The organism is Hyphomicrobium sp. MC1 (assembly GCF_000253295.1).
In the GTDB taxonomy this organism is placed as follows: Bacteria; Pseudomonadota; Alphaproteobacteria; order Rhizobiales; family Hyphomicrobiaceae; genus Hyphomicrobium_B.
On sequence record NC_015717.1, the window covers coordinates 1756988 to 1770873 of the forward strand.

Genomic DNA, 13886 nt, shown 5'->3' on the forward strand with positions numbered 1-13886 from the left:
AACTCTCTGTCCGTGCCCGAAGAAGCCGCGCCACGTTCGCGTCGGGCCATATCGTCGGGGAATTGCGATGAAGAAGGACTACTCGATCTGGTCGCTTTTCGCGAAAGGTCTCGGCCACAACGAAGGCTGGGATCCAGCGTGGCGCAGCGCGGACCCTAAGCCCTCTTATAACGTCATAATCGTTGGTGCCGGCGGGCACGGGCTTGCGACGGCCTACTATCTGGCGAAAGAGCACGGCATTCGCGACATCGCCGTCATCGAGAAGGGATATCTCGGTGGCGGTAACACGGCGCGCAACACGACGATCGTTCGTTCCAACTATTTGTGGGACGAAGCAACGATGCTCTACGAGCATGCGTTGAAGCTGTGGGAAGGTCTTACCGAGGATCTGAACTTCAACGTGATGTTCAGCCAGCGCGGCGTCTTCAATCTCGGGCATACACTGCAAGATATGCGCGACATCGAGCGGCGCGTGAACGCGAACATCCTGAACGGCATTGACGCGCAAATGCTCGACACAGCGCAAGTCAAGCGGATGATTCCGATCCTCAATACGTCGAAGAACGCACGTTACCCTGTGCTTGGCGCGAGCTATCAACCGCGCGCCGGCGTCGCGCGCCACGATGCGGTGGCGTGGGGCTTTGCGCGAGCGGCCAGCAAGTATGGCGTCGACATCGTCGAGAATTGCGAAGTCGTCGGCATGGATATTGTCAACGGTCGCATTCAGGGACTTGAGACGACGCGCGGTCCGATCCGAGCCGAACGGGTCGGCTGCGTGGCTTCCGGCCATTCCTCCGTGCTGGCGAAAATGGCTGGCATCCGGCTGCCGATCGAAAGTCATCCGCTGCAGGCATTCGTATCGGAATCGATGAAGCCGGTGCTCGACACGGTGGTTATGTCGAATGCGGTTCATGGATATGCAAGCCAGTCCGACAAGGGCGAGCTTGTCATCGGCGCGGGTATCGATTCCTATACAAGTTATACGCAGCGCGGCAGTCCGCACATCATCGAGCACACCGCCGCGGCGATCATTGAGATGTTCCCGATTTTCTCGCGCGTTCGGATGAACAGACAGTGGGGCGGCATCGTCGATACGACGCCGGACGCCTGTCCCATCATCAGCAAGACGAAAGTAAAGGGCCTATACTTCAATTGCGGTTGGGGCACGGGCGGCTTCAAGGCGACGCCAGGCTCCGGCAACGTCTTCGCGCACACGATTGCGAAAGACGATCCGCATCCGCTTAACAAGGCCTTCAGCCTCGATCGCTTCGCGACGGGACATCTGATCGACGAGCACGGCGCCGCTGCTGTCGCACACTAATTCGGGATAATTCGATGTTCGTTCTGTTCTGCCCGCACTGCCAGGAAAAACGCGAGGAAGAGGAGTTCGGGTATGCGGGCGAAGCATTTCGCATTCGCCCGCCAACGCCTGAGACAGTCAGCGATGAAGCCTGGGGCGACTACCTCTTCATGCGGACCAATCCGAAAGGCTGGCATTGGGAGCTGTGGTCGCACGCAACCGGGTGCCGGAAGTTTTTAGTTGTGAAGCGCAATACTGCGACGAACACCATAGCAGGCTCTTGGACGCTTGCCGAAGGCCGCAAGGCCTATGATGCGGAAGGCGGCGCGCAATGACGGATTATCGCGTCAAGCATGCCAATGCCCGTGTCGATTTCGAGCGCCCGCTGTCGTTCTCGTTCGATGGCAAGTCCTACACCGGATATGCTGGCGATACACTGGCCTCGGCGTTGCTGGCCAATGGCGTGCGCATGATCGGCCGCAGCTTCAAGTACGGGCGGCCACGCGGCATTGTCGGCGCTGGACCGGAAGAGCCGAATGCGCTGACGCAGGTCGAGACTGGCGCGCTGACGATTCCAAATCTCAAGGCCACGCAGGTTGAGCTGTACGATCAATTGATCGCCCGGCGCACGACCGGCTATCCGACCTTGGAGTTCGATCTCAAGAGTTTCTGCGGGCCTTTCGCGCGCTTCATGCCCGCAGGCTTCTACTACAAGACGTTTCAAAATCAGAAGCTCTGGCCGCGCTTCGAACACATCATCCGGCAGGCTGCGGGTTACGGCTCGGCGCCGGAAGAGGCCGATAGCGAAAGCTACGATCATCGCAACAGCCATGCCCAGGTCGTCATCGTCGGCGGCGGAGCCTGTGGGTTGCTGGCGGCGCTCGATGCCGGGCGCGCGGGGCTGGACGTCGTGCTTCTTGATGAACAAAACGAGCTGGGTGGATGGCTATTGTCATCCCCGAACACGGTCATCTGCGGTGAATCGGCGGCCGCGTGGCTGAAGGCGATCATCGGCGAGCTGCAGAGCCTCGCCAATGTGAAGGTCATGACGCGGACAAGCGCGTTTGCTCTTCATGACATGAACCTGATCATGGCCGTCGAGCAACTTCAGGATCATCTGCCGTTGAAAGACCGCGATGAGGCGAAGCCGCGGCAGAGGCTGCATCGCATTCGGGCAGAACGCATTCTGCTGGCGACAGGCGCCATCGAGCGGCCGCTGGTGTTCGGCAACAACGATCTGCCGGGTATTCTGACGGCCTCGGCTTTGACGAGCTATCTCAATCGCTATGGCGTCGCGGTTGGCAAGCGCGTGCTTTTGCAGACGAGCAACGATTACGCCTACCAAGGGGCTTGCGATCTGGCGCGCGCCGGGTGCTCGGTCGTGCTTGCCGATACGCGAATGCAGCCGAACACCACTTGGGAGCAACGCGCCCACGCAGCAGGTGTCGATGTCCGACCGGGATGTGGGATTGCGGTGGCGCATGGCGGTATGGCGGTCAAGGCCGCGCAACTCGTGAAGCTCGACGGCAACCACAACGCCGTTGCAGGGCAGGGCGCGTCGTTCGAGTGTGATGCGCTGGGAAGCTCCGGCGGTTTATCACCGACAGTGCATCTTTATTGCCATGACGGCGGCCGTCCATATTGGGACGAAAGCAAGCTGGCGTTCGTCGCGCCTGCGATGGGGCGTACCGCTGCTGGTATCTATTGTGCCGGCGCGATCACGGGAACGTTCGGACTGCAGGCGGCCCTGACGGAAGCCGAAAAGGTGACGGCTGCATTGATTGCCTCCTTTGGCGAGGAGCCGGCCGCCGAAACGCGGAGCCTGGAAACCGATGAGCCGGAGGCCACACCGGCGCGACGGATCTTCCGTGTTCCGGATGGCATGCCGGAAGGACATGGCAAGAAGGCGTTCGTCGATTTCCAAAATGATGTGTCAGCGGCCGATATTCATCTTGCCGTGCGCGAGAACTATCGCTCGATCGAGCACATCAAGCGCTATACGGCCCTGGGGTTCGGGACGGATCAAGGTAAGCTATCGAACGTCAACGGTTTTGCAATCGCAGCGGATGCGCTCGGCAAAAGTATTCCTGAGGTTGGCACGACGACGTATCGTCCGGCCTACACGCCAGTAACGTTCGGAACGCTGGCCGGCGCGAACGAGGGTGAGACGTTCGAGCCACGGCGCACGACGGCGATGCATGCTTCGCACGTGGCGCGCGGTGCGGTGTGCGAAGACGTTGGGCAGTGGCTCCGGCCGCAATATTTTCTTCGTCGCGGCGAAGATCAGGACGCTGCCGTGCGTCGGGAATGTCTGGCCGCTCGCCGCGGCGTCGGCATCATGGATGCCTCGACGCTCGGCAAGATCGACCTTCAGGGTAAGGACATCCGCGAATTCCTCAATCGCGTCTATGCGAATGCGTGGACGCAGCTCGCGCCGGGCAAGTGCCGTTACGGCTTGATGCTCGATGAGAACGGCATGGTAATGGACGACGGTGTCACGGCGTGCGTCGCGGACGATCATTTCCTGATGACGACGACGACGGGAGGTGCTGCGCGCGTGCTCACGTGGCTGGAGAACTGGCACCAGACCGAGTGGCCAGAGCTTGATGTCTATATGACGTCGGTCACCGATCATTGGGCGACAGCCGCCGTGGTTGGGCCGAAGAGCCGCGAGGTGCTGGCGAAGGTCTGCACTGATATCGATCTTTCGCCGTCGGCATTCAAATTCATGGACTGGCGCGAAGGGACGGTCGCGGGCGTTCCGGCCCGCGTGTTCCGGATCAGCTTTTCGGGCGAGCTGGCATTCGAAGTGAATGTCGATGCAAGCTATGGCCGTCATGTCTGGGAAGCGCTGATGGCCGCGGGAGACGAATTCGGCATCACGCCCTATGGCACAGATGCCATGCACGTGCTGCGCGCCGAGAAAGGTTTCATCATCGTTGGCCAGGATACGGACGGTTCGCAGACGCCATTCGATCTGGACATGGCATGGGCCGTGTCGATGAAGAAGCCGTTCAGCTTTATCGGCAAACGGTCGTTTGCGCGCAGCGATACGGCCGCGCCGAACCGCAAGCAGCTCGTCGGTTTGCTGACAGATGATCCGACTGTAGTTCTGGCCGAAGGGGCGCAAATCATCGAGCAACCTGATGTGACGCCGCCTGTCGCGATGTTAGGTCATGTGACGTCGAGCTATTTCAGTGCCGAGCTTGGCCGGTCGATAGCAATGGCCGTCGTGCGCGATGGCATCAACCGGCGAGGGGACGACGGTCGGAGCGCCGGGCGCGATACGTTGTTTGCATATGCAGGCGGCAAGACGCACAAAGTGAAACTGGTGTCACCCGTTTTCGTCGATCCGAAGGGAGAGCGGCAGAATGGCTGAGCCGACCATGCAATCGCCGCTTCATGCTTTCGATCTTGCGGCTCAGGCGCAGCCCGCTGACGACGTTCGCGGTGTGTGGGCGAATGAAATTCCGCTGCTGGGGTATGTCAGCCTGCGGGGCAACTCCGCAGATCCGGCCTTCGTCGAGAAGGTGTCGACGGCGATCGGCGTTCCGCTTCCGGTCGATCCGTGTACGTTCACCGTGGCTAATGGGGTGAAAGTGCTGTGGATCTCGCCGGATGAGTGGATGGTCGTTTGCGCACGGTCCCGGCTGGGTGAGCTGATTGCCGCCCTCAAGGCCGGTCTTCAGGGGATCAGAAGCCAGGTCGCAGACAATTCTGGCGGGTGCACACAGGTTCTGCTTCAGGGCCTGAACGCGCTCGACGTACTTCAGCACGCCAGCGTTTACAATTTTGCGGCCTTGCAGCCTGGACGGGTTGTCGGGACGACGTTCGGTAAATCATCCGTCTATGCCTATCGTTCGGGCAATGGCTTCTGCCTTTTAATGCGCCGCAGTTTCGCCGACTATATTTGGCGCTATCTTGCCCGCGCCGCGGCGCCGTATGGACTGGGGATTGCCGCTATCGAGGCAACGGGCCACGCCGGGGATGGAGTGGCAGGATGAACTACAGCGTCTTCGAAGTTTTTCGCATTGGGATTGGCCCATCAAGCTCGCATACGGTCGGGCCGATGAGCGCAGTCAACAGTTTTATCGCGGAGCTTCGGACGGCGAACCTGATGCACTTGGTTGAACGCGTTGTCGTCGATCTTTATGGATCTCTGGCGTTGACGGGCGTCGGCCACGCGACCGATTTTGCCGTCATCGGCGGTTTGCTCGGCGAAACGCCGGAAGACGCGGACCCTGCAACGCTGGCGCAACGCGTCGATGATGTCCGGCGAACGAAACGTCTGGCGTTCGGCGGTGAAGGCGATATTGCCTTTACACCCGAAACGGACCTTCTGTTCCATCGCGATAAGATGCTCAGCGAGCATCCGAACGGTATGATCATCGAGGCGTTCGACGCGCTTGGCGTTTCGCTCTACCGAAACACCTATTTCTCAATCGGCGGCGGTGCCGTTCTCGATAAGGCGGCGCTGATTGCAAGTCGCAGCACGGATGAGGTTCCGCATCGGCCAGTGCGCTATGCCTTCAGTAGTGCGAAGGAGCTTCTCGCGCTCTGTCAGCGCCACAACCTGACGATCGCCGAGATCGTCTGGCGCAATGAGCTTGCCTACCAGGACGAAGCTGCGACCCGAGCCAAGGTTTTGAAAGTCTGGCAGGTGATGAACGATTGTCTGCAGCGCGGGCTTGCGACAGAGGGCGTTCTGCCTGGTGGTCTCAGAGTGAAGCGTCGTGCCCCGGCGCTCTATCGGCAGGCGAGCGATGTCGATGGTAAGCTCACGGCTGATTTTCGCGCGATGGATATGGTCAGCGCTTTCGCCATAGCCGTCAACGAAGAGAACGCGGCGGGCGGGCGCGTGGTGACGGCGCCGACCAATGGTTCGGCAGGCGTCATTCCGGCGGTGCTTGCCTATTATACGCGCTTTTGCGATGCGGCGCCCGATGCCGACGCCCGTGACGATCATATCGTCACCTTCCTGCTGACGGCAGCGGGCATCGGCATGCTCTACAAGAAGAACGCTTCGATTTCTGCCGCAGAGATGGGCTGCCAGGGTGAGATCGGTGTCTCTTGCTCGATGGCGGCCGCCGGGCTTGCCGCCGTTATGGGAGCTACGGCAGAGCAGATTGAGAACGCGGCCGAGATCGGCATGGAACACAATCTCGGCATGACCTGTGATCCGATCGGCGGCCTGGTGCAGGTGCCGTGCATCGAGCGCAACAGCATGGGTGCGATGAAAGCGATCAACGCCGCGCGCCTCGCAATGATGGATGACGGCGGGCACCTCGTTTCGCTTGACGCTGTGATCGAGACGATGCGGCAGACCGGTCACGATTTGCAATCGAAATACAAAGAAACGTCGCTTGGCGGCCTCGCCGCGACGGTCGTTTATTGTTGACGCGAAGCGGCGCAAGGATCAGGCGATGGCGGCTTATCCGCATATCTTCACCCCGATCAAGCTCAATCAGCTGACATTGCCGAACCGCATCTATTCGACGGCGCACGCCGAGGTCTATGCGGATGCAGGCGGCATGCCCGGCGACCGTTACATCCGCTATTACGAAGAGAAGGCCAAGGGCGGTCTCGGCATGGCGATCTGCGGCGGGTCGAGCCCTGTTTCGATCGACGTGCCGCAAGGGGCGTGGAAGCCCGTAAATCTGACGACGGATCGCGTGATCGAGCCGATGGCGCGTTTGGCCGACACGGTTCATCGCCATGGCATGAAGATCATGATCCAGGCGACGCACATGGGGCGGCGTTCTGCTTATGCAGGCGACCCCTGGCCGCATCTGGTGTCGCCGTCGGGTGTGCGCGAGCCGGTGCATCGCGGCAATGCCAAGGCAATCGAGATCGAAGACATTTGGCGGATCATCGGCGATTTCGCAGCAGCCGCGAAGCGCGTGCAGAAGTCGGGTTTCGACGGGATTGAGATTTCAGCCGCGCATCAGCAACTCATTGATCAATTCTGGTCACCACGCACCAATATGCGAACGGACGAATGGGGCGGCAGTCTCGCCAATCGCATGCGGTTCGGGATCGAGGTGTTGCAGGCCGTGCGTGAAGCTGTCGGCCGTGACTATTGCGTCGGCATGCGCATGTGCGCCGATGAGTTTCATGACGACGGCCTTGATCACGAGACGCTGAAGGAAATTGCGCAAGCCATGTCCGAGACGGGGCTTATCGATTTCATCAGCGTCATCGGCTCGGGCGCCGATACGCACAACACGCTTGCCAACTGCATGCCGCCGATGGCGTTACCGCCTGAACCGTTTGTGCATCTGGCGGCGGGCATCAAGTCGGTCGTGAAGGTTCCGATCCTGCATGCGCAGGGCATTCGCGATATCACACAGGCCGAGCGAATTCTGGCAAACGGCATGGTCGATATCGTCGGCATGACGCGCGCGCATATTGCCGATCCGCACATCATGAAAAAAGTGCGCGAAGGCCGGGAAGATCAGATCCGCCAATGCGTGGGCGCCAACTATTGCATTGATCGCATGTATTCGGGATCGGATACGCTGTGCGTGCAGAACGCGGCAACATCGCGCGAAGCCACTATGCCTCACATCATCGCGCCGACAACTGGCACAAAGCGGCGTGTTGTCGTGGTTGGCGCCGGGCCGGCTGGACTTGAAGCGGCGCGCGTGTCGCGGTCGCGCGGACATGACGTCATTTTGTTCGAACGGAACCAAACTGTCGGCGGGCAGATCAATCTCGCATCGAAAGCACCGCAGCGCGAGCAGATGGCAGGTATCGTTCGTTGGTTCGATCTCGAAACGAAGCGGCTTGGCGTCGATCGCCGCCTTGGCGTTGAGGCGACGCCCGAAATGATCGTCGGCGAGCAGCCGGATATCGTTGTTCTGGCGACGGGCGGGCGAAGCCATGTCGAGCAGGTAGAAGGGTGGGGCGCGGCCGAAGGACTGTCCGTCAGCGCCTGGGATATTCTTTCCGAGAAAGTGCCGCCTGCTGAGAACGTGCTGGTCTATGACGGTATCAGCACACATGCGGGTTTCGGCACGGCAGACTTTCTTGCGAGCCGCGGCTGCACGGTCGAGATCGTGACGCCGGACGTTAAGGTCGGCGATGATGTCGGTGGCACGACGTTTCCGATCTTTTATCGCCGTATGTATGCGCAGGGTATCATTCCCACGCCGAACTTCTGGCTCGACCGTGTGTATGCGGAGGGGAATAAGAAGATTGCGGTTCTGCGCAACGAATATACCGACGAGCTTGAAGAACGCGTGGTTGACCAGGTCGTCATCGAGAACGGCATAACGCCGAACACGGAGCTTTACTGGTCGCTGAAAGAGAAGTCGATAAACCGCGGTCAGGTCGATCTCAACGCACTCTATTCCAATACGCCGCAACCTGTGCTGAGCGACCCGACGGAAGGGGACCGTTTCGTGCTGTTCCGCGTGGGCGATTGCGTGTCGATGCACAACATCCACGCGGCGATCTACGACTCGCTCCGGCTCTGCAAGGATTTCTGATCGTGTCTGTCGCGCCTGTCATCACCGTGCTGTTTTGGGTGTCGGTGGTGACATTGGCGCTCGGTATAACGCGCCGCGCGTTGCTGTGGCGTGCAGGACAGCCGGCCACGGTTGCATGGTCGGGATTGTTTGCCGTTCCGAGGCGCTACTTCGTCGACCTTCACCACGTCGTTGCTCGCGAGCCCTACATTGCGCACACGCACGTTGCGACAGCAGGCGGCGCGGTGCTCGCAATCGGGTTAGTTGCGATCAATTATGGGCTGGGGATTTATTCGCGGCTTCTCGATTGGGGCATCGTTCTGGGCGCCGCCGTGATGCTTGCCGGCGTCTATTGCGTTTGGCAACGGCGGCGGAATCCGCCATCACGTCTGTCACGCGGTGCCTGGGATCGACTGCCGTTCACGCTTGCAGCGTTCGCGCTGGGGCTGCTCATTGCCGTGGCTGTTCCGCCGGGAATGCTTTCGGCTGCGATTGCAACGCTGGCGATATTTTTTCTGCTTATCGGCTCCGCCGAGTTGGTTCTCGGGATCGGCTTTGCGGAGCCGATGAAGCACGCTGTGGCGGGGCTTCTGCATCTCGCGTTTCATCCGCGGCCTGAGCGGTTCTCGGGTGTCCGATCAACGGCTCTCAAGCCGTTGCATCTCGATGAACGCGAATATGGTGTCGACGCACCGACTGATTTTCGCTGGAACCAGCTCTTGAGTTTTGATGCCTGTGTTCAATGCGGAAAATGCGAACAGGTATGTCCTGCTTTCGCTGCGGGGCAACCGCTCAATCCGAAAAAACTTATTCAGGATCTCGTCTGCGGGTTCTCGGGCACAAGCGACGTGAGTTATGCGGGCAGTCCCTACCCCGGCATCGCGATTGGTACACATCGCGGTGCGCCGAATGACGCGATCGTTCCGCAGCTTATCGAGGCGCAAACGCTTTGGTCGTGCACGACCTGCCGGGCCTGCGTCGAGGAATGTCCGATGTTGATCGAGCATGTCGACGCGATCGTCGGCATGCGCCGGAGCTTAAACCTGACGCAGGGCGATGTCCCTGGGACGGCGCCGGAGATTCTCGCCAATTTACGCGAGACCGATACGCAAGGCGGCTACGCAAAAACAACGAGATACAACTGGGCGATTGACCTCGACGCGCCGACGGCTGAACCTGGGAAGCCGATCGATCTGTTGCTGTTCGCCGGGGAGGGCGCTTTTGACATGCGCTATCAGCGGACGCTTCGTTCGCTGGTGAAAATTCTGAAAGTTGCTAACGCGGATTTCGCCGTGCTCGGCGAAGATGAGCGGGATAGCGGTGATACGGCTCGTCGGTTGGGGGATGAAGCAACGTTTCAATCCCTCGCCCAAAAGAACATCGCGACGTTGGCCAAGCTCGATTTCAAGCGCATCGTGACGGCAGATCCGCACGTGCTGCACAGTCTTCGCAACGAATATCCGGCGCTTGGCGGGCGTTACGTTGTCGTACACCACACCGCTCTGATCGACGAGTTGATGGAGCGTGGCGCATTGCAATTGGTCGAGCGGCAAGATGCGGGCGCACTTACCTATCATGACCCATGTTATCTCGGTCGCTATAATGGCGAGTTCGAAGCGCCGCGCTCGGTTCTGCGAAAGCTCGGTGCGACCGTTCGAGAGATGGAGCGCTCCGGGTTTCGCGCGCGGTGCTGCGGCGGTGGCGGCGGTGCGCCACTGACCGACATCCCCGGCAAGCTGCGCATTCCGGATATGCGCATGGATGATATTCGCGCTATCGGCGCCGAAGTTGTGGCTGTGGCCTGTCCGCAATGTACGGCAATGCTGGAGGGTGTGGCTGGCGATCGCGCGGAAGTGCTCGATATCGCGGAACTCGTCGCGGCTTCGCTGGAGGAACGGCCATGAGCGGGGCGAAACGGGTTGATCCGCGCCGTCCGTATCGCATCGGACCGAACGGCCTGCGTAGGATCGTTCTCGGCGAGACCGGTGCGGGGGACCTCGCCGTTGGCGCTTCACGAAATTCGGAAGCGCCTCGGGCGAAACCTTTGCGGACCCAAGTCGCCGCCACAAGTTGGCATATGGCCATCGCGCATGCCTATCAAGGACGGCTCGACGACCATGCCCGAGAGGCGATTGCAGCCGCTGCCATTCTCGCGGCGTCGGAGAAGGGCGTGATTGCCGTGATTCTCGGCGCCTTTCATGAGAATGCGGCGGCGCTGGGCGCTGATAAGGTCGTGATCGTGGACGATCTCGATGCCGCCCGCTTCGAACCTCGGCGTGAAGAGGGTGTGGTCGAAGCGCTCATCAATGATTATCAGCCAGAGCACATTTTCCTGCCTGACAACGCGCTGGGTGATGGCGATCTCGGGCGACGGCTGATTGCGAAGCTTCGTGCTTCTGCAGCGACACACGTTTCAGAAATCGACGACAAGCACGTCGCCGTCGGGTGGTCCGGCGGTGGGTGTCTTGCGGATGCGCCGCTGCCGCGTTTCGTGTTGCTGCAGGCAGGCGCGGTTGATAGCAATCTGCCCTTCCTTGGTGCCGGAGAAGTGCTGTCCGCGCCGTTGGCTGCCGACGTCAAGGACGTGTGTCGCGATCTCGGGCTTGAAGCGACGGAAATGGGCTCTATTGCACTGGAGGAGGCGGACTTCATCGTTTCGGCGGGTAATGGCGTGACGAACGTGGCGACGCTCGAAAAGCTGGCGGGCTGCTTCGATGCGGCGGTGGGCGCCAGTCGCGTTGCGGTAGATGATGGGAAGTTTCCGCGCAGCAAGCAGATCGGCGCGTCGGGCAAAACCGTGACCGCGACGACTTATATGGCGGTTGGCATCTCGGGCGCCGTTCAGCATCTGCAGGGTATCAAGGCGTGTCGTCATGTGATCGCAATCAACAGCGATCCCGGTGCGCCGATAATCAAGCGCGCGGATTTAACGGTGGTTGGTGACGCGGAAGAGGTGATGCAAGCTTTGATCGCGCGCGTCGGGCAAGCAAGAACTCAGTCGGAAACGCCGGAGGGGCAGGTATGAGCGCGCCCATTTCCGTCGCGGTACTGGTTTCGGCCGGTCGCCATCCGGTGAGCGGTGCGGCGCGCGCCTGTCGCGGCGATACGGTTGCCATGGCCGTTGGCAAGGCTTTATCCGGCGATGCCTTACGCATCGTTCACGCCGGAGAAAAAGAAGACCCCGCACTCAAGGATTACATGGCGCTCGGAGCCAGCAGGATCGAGGTGCTGGAGGGGACATCCGGCGGTGTTTCGATTTCGGCGCTGGCTGCGGCGTTGAGAAACTCCGACATCATCCTGACGGGGAGCCGGGCAGAGCAGGGCGCAGGCAGTGGTCTGTTGCCTTATGTTCTGGCCGAGGCGCTCGGGCGGCCGATTATCTCAAATGCGCTCGAAGTTAAAATTGAAGTCGGCGCGTCGGGATGCGGGGCAACGATCCGCCAGTTTCTGCCGAAGGGACAGAGGCGGCAGGTGGCCTGCCCGTTGCCGGTCGTTGTCGCCGTGCATCCCTTGGCGCCTGTGCGTTTGAAATATGCCTATGTGCGCCGTGTTTCCGGAAAAATCGTGCCTTTGCCGAGCGCTGGTCTGGATGAGAGCGTGATGCTCCAGCCTAGCTGGGCAGTGGAAGCCGAGCCGCGTCATCCCCAGCGTCTTAAGGCCCAGGAAAAAAAGGCGGCACACGCTCGATTGCTCTCAGCGATCGTGTCTGAGGTGAAAGGCGGTGTTGTCGCTTTTGAGGGGACATCCGTCGATAAAGCACAAGTGGTGCTGAATTATCTGAGAGAACATCGCCTCGTTGATTTTTGAGCTGAGCCCCTGCAATGGGAGGACCACATGCAATTATCAAATGAACTGCGGTCCCTGATAGCCAGACGGCGACCGGGCTATAGCCTGGAAGCGCCATTCTATCAGAGCAAGGAAATTTTCGATCTCGATATGGAGGTCATTTTCGGCGGGACGTGGATTTACGTCGGCTGCGAACCTGACATTCCCGAGCCGGGTGATTATTTCACAGTTCCGATCGGAAAGACGTCAGTCGTCGTGGCTCGTGACGACGACATGTCGATCACGGCGTTTCACAACGTGTGCCGCCATCGCGGCGCGCGCCTTTGCGACGGAGACAAGGGCAGCGTTGGCAATGTCGTTTGTCCTTACCATCAGTGGACTTACGACCTGCGCGGCAATCTGATCCACACGGAGCACATGGGCGATGACTTCGACCGGAGTAAATTCGGTCTGAAGATGGTCCATGTCGGGAATGTTGCTGGGCTGATCTTCGTTTGCCTTGCGGACAATCCGCCTGTCGACTTCGAGCAGATGCGGCGCGAGATGGAGCCCTATATTCTTCCGCACCGCATCAGCGATTGCAAAGTCGCGTATGAGGAAGATCTCATCGAGAACGGCAATTGGAAGTTCACGATGGAGAACAATCGCGAATGCTATCACTGTAAGGGCAATCATCCGGAACTTACTATTTCGCTCTATGAGTTCGGATTCGGGTATCAGCCATCCCCTGAGAATGCAGACGATGTGCGCGCGTTCAAGGATCTGACGACGCGCGAGCATGCAAGGTGGGAATCATGCGGATTACCGTCCGTTGAATTGGAGTTTCTCGACAGCAGGGTGACAGCGTTCCGAACGGAACGGCTTCCGCTCGATAAGGCGGGAGAATCCCAGACGCTCGACAGCAAGGTTGCGTGCAAGAAATTGCTCGGCGATCTTTCTCTGCGCAATCTTGGTGGCCTGTCGTTCTGGACACAGCCGAATTCGTGGCACCATTTTATGAGCGATCACATCGTGACGTTCAGCGTGCTGCCGATCGATGCGGAACGTACGTTGCTGCGGACGAAGTGGCTCGTTCATAAGGATGCCGTGGAAGGGCAGGACTACGATCCCAAGGCGCTCAGCGCTGTTTGGCACGCTACCAATATGCAGGACGGAGCGCTCGTCGAGAGGACACAGGTCGGTTCGTATAGTGCAGCCTATGTTCCTGGGCCTTATTCGCCTTATACGGAAGAACTGGTCGAGAAGTTCATGTCCTGGTATTTCCAGCGGCTTCGGACGGCAACCGGACATGAATCGGCGACCGTCAGCCCGTTTGCCGCGAGCGCCTGAAC

The 13886-nt window shown here is 60.0% G+C and carries 10 protein-coding genes; all 10 read left to right on the top strand.

Annotated elements, in window-relative coordinates:
• Positions 1 to 67: 67 nt before the first annotated feature.
• Genes HYPMC_RS08500 through HYPMC_RS08545 form a run of 10 tightly spaced genes read left to right on the top strand, consistent with a single transcriptional unit; the run spans position 68 to position 13884 of the window.
• The gene (locus HYPMC_RS08500) at positions 68 to 1321 is read left to right on the top strand and encodes a sarcosine oxidase subunit beta family protein (protein WP_013947482.1); all 1254 of its coding nucleotides are present in this window, start codon (positions 68 to 70) and stop codon (positions 1319 to 1321) included.
• A 14-nt stretch (positions 1322 to 1335) separates the two neighbouring features.
• Complete coding sequence (locus tag HYPMC_RS08505; protein WP_013947483.1) at positions 1336 to 1635, top strand: sarcosine oxidase subunit delta; 300 nt, start codon at positions 1336 to 1338, stop codon at positions 1633 to 1635.
• On the top strand, positions 1632 to 4679 hold the full coding sequence (locus tag HYPMC_RS08510; RefSeq protein ID WP_013947484.1) for a sarcosine oxidase subunit alpha family protein: 3048 nt from the start codon (positions 1632 to 1634) through the stop codon (positions 4677 to 4679). The genes HYPMC_RS08505 and HYPMC_RS08510 overlap by 4 nt, the downstream gene beginning before the upstream one ends.
• Positions 4672 to 5304, top strand: a complete 633-nt coding sequence (locus HYPMC_RS08515) for a sarcosine oxidase subunit gamma (protein ID WP_013947485.1) — start codon at positions 4672 to 4674, stop codon at positions 5302 to 5304. The genes HYPMC_RS08510 and HYPMC_RS08515 overlap by 8 nt, the downstream gene beginning before the upstream one ends.
• Positions 5301 to 6698 (top strand): L-serine ammonia-lyase, encoded by a 1398-nt coding sequence (locus HYPMC_RS08520; protein WP_013947487.1) that lies wholly within the window; start codon positions 5301 to 5303, stop codon positions 6696 to 6698. Before HYPMC_RS08515 ends, HYPMC_RS08520 begins: the two co-directional genes overlap by 4 nt.
• Before the next feature lie 25 nt (positions 6699 to 6723).
• The gene (locus tag HYPMC_RS08525; RefSeq protein WP_013947488.1) at positions 6724 to 8790 is read left to right on the top strand and encodes an NADH:flavin oxidoreductase; all 2067 of its coding nucleotides are present in this window, start codon (positions 6724 to 6726) and stop codon (positions 8788 to 8790) included.
• Positions 8790 to 10673 carry a (Fe-S)-binding protein gene (locus HYPMC_RS08530; protein ID WP_371199593.1) on the top strand — a complete coding sequence of 628 codons (1884 nt, stop codon included), beginning with the start codon at positions 8790 to 8792 and terminating at the stop codon, positions 10671 to 10673. The genes HYPMC_RS08525 and HYPMC_RS08530 overlap by 1 nt, the downstream gene beginning before the upstream one ends.
• The gene (locus HYPMC_RS23955) at positions 10670 to 11794 is read left to right on the top strand and encodes an electron transfer flavoprotein subunit alpha/FixB family protein (protein ID WP_013947490.1); all 1125 of its coding nucleotides are present in this window, start codon (positions 10670 to 10672) and stop codon (positions 11792 to 11794) included. The genes HYPMC_RS08530 and HYPMC_RS23955 overlap by 4 nt, the downstream gene beginning before the upstream one ends.
• Positions 11791 to 12576: an electron transfer flavoprotein alpha/beta-subunit gene (locus HYPMC_RS23960; RefSeq protein WP_013947491.1), complete on the top strand. Its 786-nt coding sequence runs from the start codon at positions 11791 to 11793 to the stop codon at positions 12574 to 12576. Before HYPMC_RS23955 ends, HYPMC_RS23960 begins: the two co-directional genes overlap by 4 nt.
• A gap of 27 nt (positions 12577 to 12603) precedes the next feature.
• Positions 12604 to 13884, top strand: coding sequence for an aromatic ring-hydroxylating dioxygenase subunit alpha (locus HYPMC_RS08545; protein WP_013947492.1), 1281 nt, complete (start codon positions 12604 to 12606; stop codon positions 13882 to 13884).
• Positions 13885 to 13886 lie beyond the last annotated feature (2 nt).